Consider the following 13,823-nt stretch of genomic DNA (forward strand, 5'->3'; position numbering starts at 1 on the left):
CGGTCTAAAAAAGCGCTGTTTAAACCTTGTTGCTTTCAAAATGACACCAACGTTTTTTACTACCCAGTCGGAATTGAGGGCGTGGTTTATGGAAAATCACGAGAAGGAAACGGAATTATTGGTTGGATTCTATAAAGTTGGGGCGGGAAAAGCCAGTATAACCTGGTCGGAGTCCGTTGACGAAGCCATCTGTTTCGGGTGGATTGACGGTGTTCGGAGATCCATTGATGAAACCAGTTACATGATTCGGTTTACACCGCGTAAAGCGAAAAGCATCTGGAGCGCCGTTAACATCAAGAAGGTGCAAGATCTTTCCAGTCTGGGACTTATGGCTCCGGCGGGACTAGCTGCTTTTGAAAAGCGGGAAGAATCAAAGTCGAAAGTATATTCTTTTGAGCAGGATTCCGTTCAACTGGATGCAATTGCGGAGGCTACTTTTCGGCAAAATGAGGCGGCGTGGACCTGGTTTAACACCCAGGCCCCATCGTACCGGAAAGCGGCTATCTGGTGGGTAATGAGTGCCAAACAGGAAGTAACGAAACAAAAGCGACTGACCGAACTGATTCAGGATTCGGAGGAACGCGTCCGGCTTAAACAGTTCAGTCGGACTACCGCTTCTAAGTAGTCCGCCTTTTATTATCAGGCAGTAATCAGTAGGCCAACTTTTGTAGGGTGATCCTGCACCTGCTCATCTGAACGTAAATTACGCATAAGCCAGATGATCATTAGGTCACCCGCGGCGGCCAGGGTGAAGAAAGTCCCAAACGCCAGCAAACCGATGTTATTGAAAAACAAAGCGGCGGCATACGGAGCGAGGCCCATCACAATCAGCGGCATTAACACAACCAGGCGGTATTGACCTGCCCGCATCGGCACAACGCTATGGCAGTAGGGCGTAAGGCTTTTCCATTGTACGCCAAATTTAACCTGCCGCCAGGAAACTCCACCGTGCCAGATTGCGGTCAGACCGTGAATTAATTCGTGGAGAACAACACCGGCAAACAGAACAACGATGATTAACACGTACATCGTTGGCGAGGACATAAGCCGTGACTTATCCAATCCCCACATCCAGTAAAAAGGGGCTAGAAGCGCAGGAAAACCAACCAGAAAAGCGAGGAATCCGTAAATCTGGGCGTTAAATGAGGACATGGTCAGGTTTTGTGTCGGGCGTATCATGCTTTTTGATGTCTGATGAGTTGAAACAGGATGCTTGTCTGTCAATCGATGCATCAAAAGTAAACGCCACCCACCGGGCCGACAACGAAGTGGGACCAAGTCCAATAGGTTTGGGATGAAACTCGTCAGGTTTGGGATTTCGTTTGCTTATTGGCGACGGATAGACGTTAACCGAATGAAACCACACTGCGGATTGTCCAGTGACCGTTGCGCAACCGATTTTTCGTAGCGAACCCAGACTGTTAGGTTATTTTGCTGAAATTCCGTCGGGACATTCAGCGCGCGTAAGTTTCCCTTTTCGCCTTTTAAAGTCCAGGATGTGCCGCAGGGAGTTGTGCTGCTATCGTACGAGAGTATGGTAACCAATTCTTCTTTCGCGTCAACATTACGGTCGCAGCCAATCAGGAAACACAAAACCCAGCAATAACTTAGTATTCGTTGCATAATTAATCGTTTTAAAGAAGAGCCCCAGCGGGCTCGTTTAGTTGGAAAAGAGGGCGAAATTCTGCCTTAGATTCAGGAAGGCAGGGCTTTCTCAAAGGCCTGATACGCTTTTTGATAGACCTCGTGACAAGCTGGATCAGGTTTGAATGTCCGTCCAAATTGCACGAAATGCATCGTTTCCTGAATGGTTTGCGTGGTGCCAATGGCTTTCATAGTCAGTAAGATAGCGCCAATTGAACCGCTTTCGTTGCTGTCATTCAACCGAACGGGAACCCCAAAAATATCGGCCATCATTTGCACCCATTCATCCGATTGGGCAAATCCGCCGTTCGCATGAATAACGCGGGTTGGCCCTGTATGTTGAGCGAGCAGCGTTTGAATGCGAAGCAGGTTGAACAAGACGCCTTCGAGAGCCGCCCGGGCAAAATGCGCCCGTGTATGTAGCCAGGAAACGTTCAGGTAAGCGCCCTTGGCGTGGGCATCCCAAAGCGGCGCCCGCTCGCCTTGCAGGTAAGGCAAAAACAGCAACCCTTCGGAGCCCGCCGGAATCGTGGCCGCTTCGTGCAAGACCTCTTCGGTTTCCTGTTTCGTCAGGTGTTCAGAAAGCCACTGGAGGACGTTGGCACCGTTGTTGGTAGGGCCACCGACAATGTAATACGGACTACGCTCGTCTGCGTCCAGGATATAGCTAAACAGGCGTGCCTGTGGATCGCGCAGGGGCTGCGAGCAGGTTTGCCGGATGGCACCGCTCGTTCCAATGGTGATGGTAGTAATGCCCGACTCGATGGCCCCAGCTCCCAGGTTTGCCAGACAACCATCCGAGGCGCCAATCACCAGCCGGACACCATCGGGCAACTCCGTTTCCGAGAGAGCAGAGGCTTTGTGGTAGGTAACGATGTGGGTGGTTGGGACAGGCTCAGAAAGCTGGTCGGTTTGGATGCCAATCTGGTTCAAGGCAGGCGTATACCAAGTCAGCGAAGTCGCGTCAAACAGGCCGGTCGCCGTGGCAATGGAATAGTCAATTTGGTATAAGCCAGTTAGTTGGTGCCAGAGATATTCCTTGATGGAAATAATTTTATCCGTTTTGTCCAACACCTCCGGCTGCTGATCGCGAAACCAAAGTAATTTGCAGAAAGGGGCCATTGGATGGACAGGAATTCCTGTATGATGGTATAAGTCGCGAACCAGTTCTGGTTGCTCTTCTTTCAGGCGCTCAACCTGCGTTTCCGAGCGGTTATCAGACCAAATCAATACATTGGTTAAAGGCTTACCAGCGGCGTCTACCGCCAACATGCTATGCATACCAGCACTAAATCCGATGGCTTCGATAGTAATCTGATGTTGACTTACTTCCAGGCAAACTTCATCAACAACCTGACGAAAGGCTTGCCAGACTTCGGTAATCAACTGTTCGCAATAGCCGGTTTCGGGGTAATAAGTCGTTACGGGAGCCGATGACTGGGCGATAATTGAGCCATTCTGAGGGCTAAAAGCGAGGCATTTAACATTTGTGGTACCAATATCGACGCCGAGAATGCAGGTCATGAGTCAGAAGTAGAGCGCGGGAATAATCAGAAATTGAATCGTATATTTCGGTAAAAATAGCTAAACCCGCCCAATGAGAATTTGCCTTCCTCATTTTTCTTACCAATTACTTATTGTTTACTTCTTTATCGGGGCTGCCTGCGGTTTACTATTCATTGGCTGTGGACAAACGCAAGATGCAGCGCAATTGTCCGGTAAAGACTTGGCCAAGACCTATTGCGCCAGCTGTCACCAATTTCCTGAGCCGAATTTACTGCCAAAACAGCTTTGGGAAACAAAAATTCTGCCCAAAATGGGACTGCGGTTGGGCATTCTGTCGGATACCGCTTCACTGGCCAACCAGATGACTGAACAGGAAGACTACCAGCACGGGATTAAAATGGGCGTTTTTCCCGCTCAGCCAGTCTTGGCGCGGGCGGATTGGCTAAAGTTAGTGCGGTATTACCTGGAAAACGCGCCGAAGGAATTGCCCCGTCAAGCGGCCAAATCAGCCATTGCGGTTGCTCTGCCCCTGTTTCAGGTACACAAGCCCAAGCAACCTCTGGAAGCACTGATAACGGGTATTGGGTTCGATTCGAGCGCGCAGGAAATCATTTTGAGTAACCGACGGGGTTTGGTTTACTGGCTCAGTCCGAAGCTACAGGGGCTTGATTCAGTGTCGGTAGGTAGCGCAGCGGCCAGTATTCAGGCGCGTCGGGGCGGACAGGTTGATCTGCTGAGTATGGGCATCATGGACCCCAATGACGATTCTGTCGGAAGCTGGATGTCCGTACAGCGGGCAAATAAAACGCCAAAGCTGGCCGTTGTCGTGCCCAAACTGCATCGTCCGGTTGACGCCGCCTTTGCCGACTTCAACCGAGATGGGCAGGAGGATATGGTTGTTTGCCAATTTGGACACCTGACCGGAAAATTAAGCTGGTTTGAACGAAAAGCGAATACCTACCAGGAGCATGTATTAGAGGCAGTTCCGGGAGCGCGGCGCGTTGTTGTTCGGGATGTGAATCGGGATGGGTGGCCGGATCTTGTTGTCTTGTTGACGCAGGGCGACGAGCAGGTAGCTATTTACTACAATGAAAAAAATGGCACTTCGTTTCGGAAAGAAACGGTTTTGCGCTTTCCGCCGGTATACGGGTCCAGTTATTTCGAACTGGCTGATATAGACCAGGATGGGGATGAAGATTTGATTTATACCAATGGCGACAATGCCGACTATTCGTATGCGCTGAAGCCTTACCACGGAATTCGTATCTACCAGAATGACGGCCATTTCCGCTTCAAACAAGCCTGGTTTTATCCCCTGTACGGCGCGACTCAAAGCCAGGCCGGGGATTTTGACGGTGACGGTGATATTGATTTTGCGACTATTGCCTTTTTTCCGGACTTTGCCCAGAAGCCGCTGGAGAATTTTGTTTATTTTGAGAACAAGGGAAATCTGAAATTTGCGCCTCAAACCTTCGCCGGTTCAGACCAGGGCCGCTGGTTAACCATAAAGGCGGCCGATGTTGATCAGGATGGTGATTTAGATGTATTACTGGGGTCTTTTTTCCGGGCTGTCAGCCCTACGCCCCCTGATTTTCAGGAGCGTTGGCGACAAGCACCTGGTGTTTTTTTGCTAGAAAATAAGCGATATTAAAAACCATTAATCGACTTACCGGTTACTCAGTTCTTGTAAGTTTACTATTTGTGCAGAATGGTTACTTTAATGCTTGATTGTCAAGGTTTAACCACTAGTCAGCCGTTTGTTAAAAGAGGGTTAAAGTCTTATTAAAATCTACTGAATGCGTTGTAAGATTGGCTTGTTATTAGCAATTTTGGATAGATATAACACGCTCCCTTTCGAAAACATATGAATTACGACCGCTATTTTCTCATCAATTGCATGATGGGTGATGAGTTGTATAAGGAAAAGAACAAAAAAAAGGCCACTGTTTCATCCAGTGCTGTTGAAAAGCAATTTAATCTGCTCGCGCAGAAGCCACTGGACAAATATATTCGTAGCGGTATGCCCTGGTTACGCGCCTGGTAGCCGCTTTTCACTTCATCTAATTCGTTTCGGTAAAGATTTTTTGCTTCGTTTGATCCAGAATGTTAGCGAAAAACCCTTCACTATCGATTACGACAAAACGCGCAAATAACTCTTCTTTATACCAGCGTTTTGTTCTTGTGCGTTGAACAATTTCTTTATGGCCGCTTTGCCGGTAAGCAAATTGTTCAATGACTTTAGGATCGTTCCAGATACTTATTGTACACTGCTGAACAACAGGCTTTTCTCCAACGCCAATAGCAAAGAGTAAGGCGGAGTCGTGCTTTTTTAAGTGCGCACGTGCCTGTGGAACATACCGCCAGAAATCGAGTAAAGCACCCGTGCGGATGGTCGCACGCGTGAGGACCAGAATGGGTTTAGCAGCATCCTGCGCTGCGATGGGTTGGCCTTTCGGGAAAGGATCGCTACCGTCCCAACTGCCATGCGAGCGAAGCGGCTGCAACCATAGTGTCCCTGTTTCAGTAGTGCCTGTTACATACTGGCTCCAGGCAGCCGAGGTAAAAAATTGGCGGGCTGCTTCGGGCGTATCCCAAACGGCCAAAAATACATAGGTTGAGAAATCAGGTATCAAACCAAAGCTTTTCCCACTTCCCATCAATTTTTGAAAGCCGAGTCCTTTCGTTTGGAAAGGTTGCCAAATCCAGCGTCCCATGTTGGCAAAAGCCCGGTATCGGTAGCGTAAAGAATACCGCAAGATGGTAAACGTAACAACAGGTTGCTTTTTCTCAGATAGGACGTCCATTTGTGTACTACTCCAAAACCAACCGTAATTGTTTGCCAACTAGCGAGAATATTTGCTTCTGGACTTAAAAAAAGTATTCCACCAGAGAATAATAAAAAGGATCCAGAAGAATAAAGGCACCAGGATTTTCAGGTAATCGCCGGGATAAGTGGCCGACATAAAGTCATCCAGTGCCTCGTCGTGGAGCACCCGCAACCGGCTTTGGGGCTTTAAAACATCGTATTCATCTTCGGTAATGGGGGCCACTCTTTCCTGGTTTTGATAGCGAAAAACAACTTCGTAATTGTACTGCTTGAAGCTGCTGCTCCGACTATGGCCAACGCTGTGGCGGTCTGTTTCCAGAACGGTTACCTCCATGGGCTTTCCATTAACCCGAATGCGCTGGTAATACCGGTAGTAAGTCACGGTTTCGTAGGTAAAAAACAAGGCCGCTGCGCCCAGAGCAAGCAACAAAGTAAAGCGGGCAATCTGCTGGGGAAAAGTCCAGCCGGTCAGGCCAACTACCACGCCGCCTGCGTAGAAGAAAAGAAAAAGAAGAATGAACAGGAACCCGCCCAGCATTTTGTGTTCGGTACTGAGCGTGTGAAGAGAACTCCAACGAATCAAACGCGAAACAAGGCGGGACGAGTTAGCCTTTTGTACCGTTGGCACTTGTCGAAATTCGTCTACTTGCGGGTGGTAAAGCAACTGAATATAGTCGCCTTCGTTTGCCCAGGTTGTGTCAAAAACATAGCGGGTAGTGTAGCGTTTATTTTTGTAATCGAACGAAAGGTAAACGCTTTGGCCCAGGTCAAACCAGGTGCGTCGCTCCGAATCGACTGCCTTGACTTGCACCCGAACCCGTTCTCCTGCTTCGGTAAATTGCCTGTCGAGTCGGGCTTCCCCATAAAAATGCCAGAGTAGCCAAGCGACAAAAGCAAGAAACGCAATTATAATGAAGGACCAAATTAGCGCATATAATCGCCCGACAAAGCGTATAAGTGACTGAAACATGGTGCATTAACTAGGTTAAAGAACCGTTCTTGAGAACTGTTTATCAAGGTAAACGAATGCTTTTGGAAAGAGAAGAATTGTTTTTTAAGCGTGCGTAATTTTTGAGTAAGAGTCGCTTGGCTATCTTTGCAAAACTTTCCTCTGCTATTCGTTATGCAACATCTCAGCGTTCGACACCTGCTGGGTATTAAAAACCTGACCGAAAATGATATCCAGCTTATTCTGGAAACGGCGGGTCAGTTCAAAGAAGTCATCAACCGCCCCATTAAAAAAGTGCCTTCGCTGCGCGATGTGACGATTGCGAACGTTTTCTTCGAGAATTCAACGCGGACGCGGCTTTCTTTTGAATTGGCGGAAAAGCGTCTTTCGGCGGATGTCGTTAATTTTTCGGCCTCGGGAAGCTCCGTCAAAAAAGGGGAAACATTGCTGGATACGGTCAATAATATCCTGGCGATGAAAGTTGATATGATTGTGATGCGCCATAGCAGCCCGGGCGCTCCGCATTACCTGTCGACCCGCATTGCGGCCAATGTGGTTAATGCGGGTGACGGAACGCACGAACACCCCACGCAAGCCCTGCTTGATTCTTTTTCGATCCGGCAAAAACTAGGGGACGTGGCCGGAAAACGCGTGGCCATCATCGGTGATATTCTGCACTCCCGCGTGGCCTTATCGAATATTTTTTGCCTACAGAAGCAAGGGGCAGAGGTGATGGTATGTGGGCCAACAACCCTGATACCCAAATACATTTCTGCGTTAGGTGTGAAAATATCGCACAATGTCCGGGAAGCGTTGCAATGGTGTGACGTAGCCAATGTATTGCGCATTCAGTTGGAGCGGATGCAGATCAAATACTTTCCTTCGCTGCGGGAATACTCGCTGTATTTTGGGATTAGCAAAAAATTGCTGGACGAGCTGGACCGGCCCATTGTATTGATGCACCCCGGCCCGATCAATCGCGGCGTGGAATTAACCTCCGACGCGGCAGATTCCCACCACAGCATTATCCTCGATCAGGTTGAAAACGGCGTTGCCGTTCGGATGGCCGTTTTGTACCAATTGGCTCAATTGTAAGTACCTGAGCCAATTGGAATCTTTATTTAAGAAGCGCCCTTAACGCACTTGTCTCGGCAACAGGCGACGCTTTCTCGTAGAGAATATTATAAACCATATTCGTGATTGGCATATCGACTTTGTAATGCTGATTGATGACGTGAATGCTTTTTGCCGCGTAGTAGCCTTCGGCAATCATGTTCATTTCCATTTGGGCCGACTGCACGCTGTAGCCGCGCCCGATCAGGTGGCCAAACGTACGATTCCGGCTGAAGGGAGAGTAAGCCGTTACCAGCAAATCACCCAGGTAGGCCGAACCACTTAAATCACGGTGTTTGGGATAAATAGCATCGACAAACCGCTTGATTTCCTGCATGGCATTGGACACCAAAACAGCCTGAAAATTATCACCGAAGCCCAAACCGTGGGTGATTCCGCAGGCGAGGGCAATGATGTTCTTCATGACGGCGCAATACTCAACCCCGTAAATATCATCGATGGGAGAGGCCTGAACAAACCGGCAGCTCAGCAGTTCGGCTACGCTGGCGGCGCAGTCAAGGCCGGTTGAGGCAATAGTTAGGTAGGAATGCTTTTCCAGCGCTACTTCTTCGGCGTGGCAAGGACCCGCGATGACCGCCAGTTTTTGCGCTGGAACGTCGAACTCCTGCTCCATCCAATCGGTCACCAGCACATTCTTTTCGGGAACCATGCCTTTGATGGCCGATACAATGCACTTATCCGCGAAATTTTCGGCTTTTAATCCTTTCAATGCTTCGCTGACGAAGGCCGCAGGTACGGCTAGAATAACGTACTGACTATCCCGCAAGGCTTCCTTGATCTTCATACAGACCCGCACCTTGCGCGAGCTAATCTGAACGTCGCTGAGGTAACTCGGATTGTGATGAAATTTTTTGATGTGGTCGGCGTCGGTTTTGCTTCGCATCCACCAGCGAATCTGCACATTACTTTCCGAAAGCATTTTAATGAGAGCGGTGGCCCAGCTACCTCCTCCTACGACCGTTATTCGAGCGGGTTGATTCATGGAGTAAAAAAAAGAAGAAAGCAGGAAAGGAGAAAGGAAAAGCAAAAAGGATTATTTCCTGTTCGCCTCGTTTCTCTTTTCCTGCTCTTCGTTCGCTAGCTGCTACCGCTTATTTTCCGGTCAGCTTATGCTACATAGATAAAGCCTGTAAACTCACTAGTTGTATCAGTTTTCAGCTTCTTTCTCAGGCTTTTTATTCTTATTCGGATCGCGTTTGGCAATCGCATCGCCGCTGTTCAGCTTTTTCGAGACCGCTATGAAGGGCCCCGAGACAATTTGATCGCCTTCTTTCAAGCCAGAAACAATTTCAATGTTTTCGAAATCACTGATGCCCGTTTTAACTTCCCGCTGAACCGCCTTCCCATTTTCGTTGACAAAAACGATTTCCTTGATTTCCTCTTTCTTGGCCGGCGCAGCTTTTGACTCCTCGGGTTTGTTGTTATTGCCCTCCTGGTTAGGCGTGGCATTCATGGCTTCCTGCGCCGCTCCCCGCGTAGTAACCGCCGCAATCGGAATGGCCAGCACTTTGGTTTTCCGTTCGGTAATCACTTCCACCGAAGCGGTCATACCCGGTTTGAGGGGCGATGTTTTTCGACCTTTCTGCGTCAGTAAATCTTTGTATGAGCTATTCAAAACTTTGATACGCACTTCAAACTCCGTAACGGCATCAGTTGACAGCGAAGCACTGGCCGCGGAGGTGCTACTACCCAAACCGTTGGCGGTGTTCGCAATTTCGGTAACGAGCCCTTTGAACTTGCGGCCGGTAGTGGAGTACGAGTCTACGTCGATATCAACCGAATCGCCCAGACTAACCCGGACAATATCGTTTTCGTTGACGTTAACCCGAACTTCCATATTATTAAGGTTAGCGATCCGCATGATTTCCGTACCCGCCATTTGCGATGTACCTACCACGCGCTCACCCAACTCAATATTTAACTTGGAAACCGTTCCGTTCACGGGCGCATAGATGGTCGTTTTCCGCAGGTTCTCGTTAGCATCCCGCAAGCTGGCATCAGCACCCTGAATGTTAAACTGAGCTGCTCGAACGTTTGCCTGCGCGGATTCTACATCCTGTTTGGCAACGTTATAGTCAGCCTCAGCCTGCTCAAAATCAGACGTTGGAATTACTTTTTCGGCCAACAGTTTACGCTGGCGTTCATAATTGGCCTTGGCGCGAACAAGGCGTGCTTCCGACTGAGAAACCAGCGCTTTCGACTGCTCGTACTGGGCCCGACTGGAGTTCACCGTAGCGCGGGCGCGGGCCAGGAGGGATTCGTAGTTGTCTGGTCGAATTTTGACTAACAACTGTCCTTGCTTCACCGAATCACCTTCCGCGACATACAGCCCAATAATTTCACCAGAAACGTCCGGGCTTATTTTTACTTCAACTTCCGGCTGAACGCGTCCGGAAGCGCTAACACGTTCGATAATGTCGGCTCTTTTAACTGCCGCAAAGTCAACTTCTGTCGGTTTGGTCTGGCCAATCAAGCCAGCTTGTTTGGCGCCTACTAGGCCGGCAATGAGTAGCACGACAATACCACCCAGAATCCACCAGATACGATTTGATTTACGCTTCATTATTGCTTAGGTAATTGGAGAATTCAAGTTATTTGGCAAATAAAACAAAAAAATATGGATTGCCTGACTAATGATTTATTTCGTCCAACCACCTAATCACCTTAAAATGTTAAAGGGCGGTTCTGGTAGAAATCTAAGATTTTAGTCCGGAAAATATAATCGTATTTCGCCTGCACCAGATCAGCCCGCGATTTATCCAAATTGGTTTTGGCGATGTTGTAATCGACGGAATTAAAAGCACCGGCATTAAAACGGCTCTCCGCCGCTCTGAATGCCTGGGCGAAAGACTCTACCTGAATTTGCGTAGCCTGGTACCGATTGGAAGCAGCCAGCATGTTGGTATACGCTGTTTCGATGTTCTGCCGTAGCGTCAAGCGTGTGTTATCCGCCGTAATTTCGGATGACTTCTGGGTAATAATGGCCGATGTGACTAAGTTCCGGTTTCTCGAATAATTAAAAATGGGAATATTCAGGCTAAACACCAATGACCGGTTGAAATTATTTCGGATCTGTTGGCCAAAAGTAGTCGGAACGGCAGTAAATATAGGATCAGTTGAGAATACCGGATATGGATTGTTATCGACAATTACAAAGTTTTCCGTTCGTCTCGGCTCCTGTAGCGCACTAACTACCCGGCGGAAACCTGTGTTCGAATAGACGGAGTTTAAGCTACCATTAACCGAAAGGGTAGGATACAAGCGGCTTTTAGCTACCTGCACACCCATTGCATCCGCTCTAACCTGCAAATCAGAGGCTTTCACGTCCGGCATAAACTGCAAAGCCGTTTCGTAAACCTGCTGCGCTGTCGATGGATACGCCGCAACAGAAGGATCGTCAAGTTGATACCGTTCTACTTCCACTTCTCTGGGAGCGGGTGTTCCCGACGGAATGTTCATGGCCTGCAACAAAGCCAGTTTCGCCAAGTCTACGTTGTTTTGGGCATTTACAATGGCTAGCTGGTCGTTAGCTACCTGCGCCCGAATGGTGTATAAATCGGCTTCGGCTAATGTACCCGCACTAACCAGCTTTTGGGTCCGCTCTTCCTGAGAACGGGACGCCTCTACTTGCCGACGGGCAATTTCCAACTGCTCTGTATACGTTAGGACATTCAGGTAATTTTGGACTACTGTAATTGAGATCGTATTCTGGGTTGCAAACAAATTTTGCTGCGATGCCTCTAGCGACAGCTTACTTTGTTTGACGGCATTTTGGAGCGCAAAACCATTGAAAATGGTTAGGGTAGAAGAGGCCTGGAAATTGTTTGATCGGAACGTCTGGTTAACAAATTCGTTGGAGGCCTGGTCAATGCTATAACCCCCATTAAAAGCCTGATTCGCGAATAAGTTTGCGTTCGGATAGCGGTTGAGCTTTGCCTGTTGCAGGGACAGGCTGTTGTTCTGCACATTTAATTGCTGCTGCCGAATCTGAAGGTTATTCTGCAAAGCAATTTCGATACACTGCTTAAGAGAGTATCGTTCAGCAGGTTGGTTCTGCACTGTTGTCTGAGCAAATGCGGCATTTACGGCCACAAAACTCATTAACCCTACTCCTCTACGCAGAAACTGATAAACCATTGTCTTCATCATGGCTACGCTTTTCATCTTCAATGTTAAAAACTATCTTGTGGTCTGACTATTCTTTTTTGTATAAGCGGTGAATATACGAACCAACGCGGTTTATAATGGTGATGTCCTACCACAGAATGGGGGAGAACTTTCGTTTACAAACCGGGCATTTCAATACGGAGATGGTTTGTTTGAAACCATTCGGTATGAAGCGGGCAAACTTTGGTACTGGTCTGATCATTTCGACCGGCTCAGTCGCGGCATGCACGCCTTACGTATGATTGCACCTACGCAATTTTCCGAAGAGCGGATTTACCAAATTATTTTCCAACTGCTGGACCAAAACGGAGCGGGTAACCAACCCATCTACATCAAGCTACAGGTCTGGCGTAAACCCGGTGGCCTTTATACACCTACCCGGCATGAAATCGATTACCTGATTACTACCCGCCCTGGTCAGCCTTTCTCCGTGACAGAGAAAGAAAAAGTAGGCATTTTCGAGGATTTTCGGTTAAACCTTACCCCCGTTTCGGCCTACAAAACCGTTAATGCCCTGCCCTACGTACTCGCCGGTATGGCAAGGCTGGAACAGGGCGTTGACGACGTGATTTTACTCGACACCGACGGAAATCTAAGCGAATGCCTGGCCTCAAACCTGTTTTGGTACAAGAACCAGACCATCTATACGCCTTCGTTGCAAACGGGCTGTATCGATGGAATCATGCGGAAACAAATCCTTCGTCTGGGACAACAGCTCGGTCTTCCGATTCACCAGGGATTGTACAAACCCGAGGCGTTGAGCGAGGCCGAAGCCGTTTTTTGTACCAATGCCGCCGGTGTTCAATGGTTCCGAAGCGTAGACAGTCCGCTCGTGAACAATCCGTTTCCCTGGGTGATGTCCGACGAAAACCCGCTAGGCATCCTGTTGACTCAGCTTCGTCTCGGAAGATTCTAGCCAGCCATCTTTCAGGTGCAGAACTCGGTTGCCGTATTCCGCGTTTACTTCCGAGTGCGTCACCTGTACGATGGTTACGCCGTCTTCTTTGTTCAATTTCTTGAACAGTTCCATAATCTCTTTTGCCTGGTCGGAATGAAGATTTCCGGTTGGTTCATCCGCGAAAATAACCCGGGGCTGGGCAGCAATGGCGCGGGCAATTCCGACCAACTGTTGCTGACCACCCGACAACTGGCTCGGGAAAAGATCTTTTTTGCCTACAATGTTGAATCGGTCGAGCAGGTCGGCAACGCGGCTTTTGCGTTCGGAACCCGATAAGCCTTTGTAAAGCAATGGCGTTTCGATGTTTTCATACACCGTTAGTTCGTCAATCAGGTGGTAAGCCTGAAACACAAAACCAATGTGGTTGCGGTGCAGGTCAGTCCGGCGCTTCTCCGATAGCTTCTGAACGGGTTGATCCAGGAAAAGATACTCTCCTTCGGAAGGCTCTTCTAACAAGCCCAGAATATGCAGCAGGGTTGATTTGCCCGAACCAGACGGCCCCATGATCGACACAAATTCTCCCTCCTTAATTTCAAGTGATACATTCCGTAGCACGTAATTGCGGCCAAAACCAACGGGATAGTATTTGGAGACGTTATTCAGTACAATCATAAAATTTATGTATAAATGTCTTTTAA

Annotated in this window: 14 protein-coding genes; 5 read left to right on the forward strand and 9 right to left on the reverse strand. The window is 48.6% G+C overall.

Annotated elements, in window-relative coordinates:
* The first annotated feature begins 40 nt into the window (after nt 1-40).
* A complete protein-coding gene (locus L0Y31_RS09415; RefSeq protein ID WP_234736872.1) occupies nt 41-625 on the forward strand; it encodes a YdeI/OmpD-associated family protein in 585 nt (194 codons plus the stop codon).
* Nucleotides 626-639: 14 nt separating this feature from the next.
* Here the strand turns inward: L0Y31_RS09415 and L0Y31_RS09420 are convergent, their stop codons facing one another.
* From L0Y31_RS09420 to L0Y31_RS09430, 3 genes are all read right to left on the reverse strand, one after another.
* The gene (locus L0Y31_RS09420) at nt 640-1,179 is read right to left on the reverse strand and encodes a DUF3267 domain-containing protein (protein ID WP_234736873.1); all 540 of its coding nucleotides are present in this window, start codon (nt 1,177-1,179) and stop codon (nt 640-642) included.
* A 147-nt stretch (nt 1,180-1,326) separates the two neighbouring features.
* Nucleotides 1,327-1,623 carry a hypothetical protein gene (locus L0Y31_RS09425; RefSeq protein ID WP_234736874.1) on the reverse strand — a complete coding sequence of 99 codons (297 nt, stop codon included), beginning with the start codon at nt 1,621-1,623 and terminating at the stop codon, nt 1,327-1,329.
* A 72-nt stretch (nt 1,624-1,695) separates the two neighbouring features.
* Nucleotides 1,696-3,168, reverse strand: coding sequence for a gluconokinase (locus L0Y31_RS09430; protein WP_234736875.1), 1,473 nt, complete (start codon nt 3,166-3,168; stop codon nt 1,696-1,698).
* A gap of 73 nt (nt 3,169-3,241) precedes the next feature.
* Here L0Y31_RS09430 and L0Y31_RS09435 point away from each other — a divergent pair, with 73 nt between their 5' ends.
* Nucleotides 3,242-4,801 carry an FG-GAP repeat domain-containing protein gene (locus L0Y31_RS09435; protein ID WP_234736876.1) on the forward strand — a complete coding sequence of 520 codons (1,560 nt, stop codon included), beginning with the start codon at nt 3,242-3,244 and terminating at the stop codon, nt 4,799-4,801.
* Between the two features lie 213 nt (nt 4,802-5,014).
* Nucleotides 5,015-5,194, forward strand: a complete 180-nt coding sequence (locus L0Y31_RS09440; protein ID WP_234736877.1) for a hypothetical protein — start codon at nt 5,015-5,017, stop codon at nt 5,192-5,194.
* Nucleotides 5,195-5,210: 16 nt separating this feature from the next.
* Here the strand turns inward: L0Y31_RS09440 and L0Y31_RS09445 are convergent, their stop codons facing one another.
* Complete coding sequence (locus L0Y31_RS09445; RefSeq protein WP_234736878.1) at nt 5,211-5,954, reverse strand: DUF3291 domain-containing protein; 744 nt, start codon at nt 5,952-5,954, stop codon at nt 5,211-5,213.
* Nucleotides 5,955-5,993: 39 nt separating this feature from the next.
* Nucleotides 5,994-6,947 (reverse strand): hypothetical protein, encoded by a 954-nt coding sequence (locus L0Y31_RS09450; RefSeq protein ID WP_234736879.1) that lies wholly within the window; start codon nt 6,945-6,947, stop codon nt 5,994-5,996.
* Between the two features lie 153 nt (nt 6,948-7,100).
* On the opposite strand from L0Y31_RS09450, the gene L0Y31_RS09455 reads away from it, so the two are divergent.
* Nucleotides 7,101-8,021, forward strand: a complete 921-nt coding sequence (locus tag L0Y31_RS09455) for an aspartate carbamoyltransferase catalytic subunit (protein WP_234736880.1) — start codon at nt 7,101-7,103, stop codon at nt 8,019-8,021.
* Nucleotides 8,022-8,043: 22 nt separating this feature from the next.
* Here L0Y31_RS09455 and L0Y31_RS09460 read toward each other — a convergent pair whose 3' ends face one another.
* The 3 genes from L0Y31_RS09460 to L0Y31_RS09470 form a co-directional block, all read right to left on the reverse strand.
* On the reverse strand, nt 8,044-9,042 hold the full coding sequence (locus tag L0Y31_RS09460) for an NAD(P)H-dependent glycerol-3-phosphate dehydrogenase (protein ID WP_234736881.1): 999 nt from the start codon (nt 9,040-9,042) through the stop codon (nt 8,044-8,046).
* A gap of 165 nt (nt 9,043-9,207) precedes the next feature.
* Nucleotides 9,208-10,623 carry an efflux RND transporter periplasmic adaptor subunit gene (locus tag L0Y31_RS09465; protein WP_234736882.1) on the reverse strand — a complete coding sequence of 472 codons (1,416 nt, stop codon included), beginning with the start codon at nt 10,621-10,623 and terminating at the stop codon, nt 9,208-9,210.
* Between the two features lie 101 nt (nt 10,624-10,724).
* Nucleotides 10,725-12,224, reverse strand: a complete 1,500-nt coding sequence (locus L0Y31_RS09470; protein WP_234736883.1) for a TolC family protein — start codon at nt 12,222-12,224, stop codon at nt 10,725-10,727.
* Between the two features lie 52 nt (nt 12,225-12,276).
* On the opposite strand from L0Y31_RS09470, the gene L0Y31_RS09475 reads away from it, so the two are divergent.
* A complete protein-coding gene (locus L0Y31_RS09475; RefSeq protein ID WP_234736884.1) occupies nt 12,277-13,143 on the forward strand; it encodes an aminotransferase class IV in 867 nt (288 codons plus the stop codon).
* On the opposite strand, the gene L0Y31_RS09480 is transcribed toward L0Y31_RS09475, so the two are convergent.
* Entirely contained in the window at nt 13,102-13,797 is a 696-nt protein-coding gene (locus L0Y31_RS09480) for an ABC transporter ATP-binding protein (RefSeq protein ID WP_234736885.1), read from the reverse strand. The two genes, L0Y31_RS09475 and L0Y31_RS09480, sit on opposite strands and share 42 nt — an antisense overlap.
* Between the last annotated feature and the right edge of the window lie 26 nt (nt 13,798-13,823).

It is taken from the genome of Tellurirhabdus bombi, from assembly GCF_021484805.1.
Lineage (GTDB): Bacteria > Bacteroidota > Bacteroidia > Cytophagales > Spirosomataceae > Tellurirhabdus > Tellurirhabdus bombi.

Excerpts from the sequence above, each read along its gene's own strand:
- L0Y31_RS09430 (WP_234736875.1), bottom strand. The coding sequence starts at position 3,168 with ATGACCTGCATTCTCGGCGTCGATATTGGTACCACAAATGTTAAATGC.
- L0Y31_RS09465 (WP_234736882.1), bottom strand. The coding sequence starts at position 10,623 with ATGAAGCGTAAATCAAATCGTATCTGGTGGATTCTGGGTGGTATTGTC.
- L0Y31_RS09425 (WP_234736874.1), bottom strand. The coding sequence starts at position 1,623 with ATGCAACGAATACTAAGTTATTGCTGGGTTTTGTGTTTCCTGATTGGC.
- L0Y31_RS09480 (WP_234736885.1), bottom strand. The coding sequence starts at position 13,797 with ATGATTGTACTGAATAACGTCTCCAAATACTATCCCGTTGGTTTTGGC.
- L0Y31_RS09420 (WP_234736873.1), bottom strand. The coding sequence starts at position 1,179 with ATGATACGCCCGACACAAAACCTGACCATGTCCTCATTTAACGCCCAG.
- L0Y31_RS09445 (WP_234736878.1), bottom strand. The coding sequence starts at position 5,954 with ATGGACGTCCTATCTGAGAAAAAGCAACCTGTTGTTACGTTTACCATC.
- L0Y31_RS09470 (WP_234736883.1), bottom strand. The coding sequence starts at position 12,224 with ATGAAAAGCGTAGCCATGATGAAGACAATGGTTTATCAGTTTCTGCGT.
- L0Y31_RS09455 (WP_234736880.1), top strand. The coding sequence starts at position 7,101 with ATGCAACATCTCAGCGTTCGACACCTGCTGGGTATTAAAAACCTGACC.
- L0Y31_RS09435 (WP_234736876.1), top strand. The coding sequence starts at position 3,242 with ATGAGAATTTGCCTTCCTCATTTTTCTTACCAATTACTTATTGTTTAC.
- L0Y31_RS09440 (WP_234736877.1), top strand. The coding sequence starts at position 5,015 with ATGAATTACGACCGCTATTTTCTCATCAATTGCATGATGGGTGATGAG.
- L0Y31_RS09460 (WP_234736881.1), bottom strand. The coding sequence starts at position 9,042 with ATGAATCAACCCGCTCGAATAACGGTCGTAGGAGGAGGTAGCTGGGCC.
- L0Y31_RS09450 (WP_234736879.1), bottom strand. The coding sequence starts at position 6,947 with ATGTTTCAGTCACTTATACGCTTTGTCGGGCGATTATATGCGCTAATT.
- L0Y31_RS09415 (WP_234736872.1), top strand. The coding sequence starts at position 41 with ATGACACCAACGTTTTTTACTACCCAGTCGGAATTGAGGGCGTGGTTT.